This window comes from Oleiphilus sp. HI0117 (assembly GCF_001635235.1).
Genome location: NZ_LWGA01000429.1, coordinates 1 through 386, shown reverse-complemented (window position 1 = coordinate 386; position 386 = coordinate 1). Strand labels below are relative to the sequence as shown.

Here is a 386-nt window from a genome sequence, read left to right as displayed (position 1 = left end):
CGAAGAAGTTGCTCAAGATACAGATCGTGACAATTTTATGGATGGTGCTGAGGCAGTAGAATATGGTTTAATTGACTCAGTGATTGAAAAGCGTCCGTCGGCAGAGTAGTAGTGAGGGGCACTTGCCTGGGAAGATAGAGCTTAAGCTGCTCGAATAGGACTTCTCAGGCGATTAAATGAATATCGCGCAGCGGTAAGAGCCGCTTCATTGCGCGCAGGCGTTCGAAGAGGCGCTTTGTACAGTAAGTAGGAAATCTGATGACCGATGAAAAAAACGGTAAGGGCGGAGATAACGGTAAATTACTTTACTGCTCCTTTTGTGGCAAAAGTCAGCATGAAGTGAGAAAACTGATTGCAGGCCCATCTGTCTTTATCTGTGATGAATG

General features: G+C 45.6%; 2 protein-coding genes. Both read left to right on the top strand.

What is annotated here, in order from left to right; translation table 11 throughout:
• A partial coding sequence (locus tag A3757_RS05035) for an ATP-dependent Clp protease proteolytic subunit (RefSeq protein WP_197469800.1) occupies positions 1-109 on the top strand: 109 nt, incomplete at its 5' end.
• 149 nt (positions 110-258) lie between these two features.
• The coding region (locus A3757_RS25065) for a ClpX C4-type zinc finger protein (RefSeq protein ID WP_156506186.1) at positions 259-386 on the top strand (128 nt) is incomplete at its 3' end.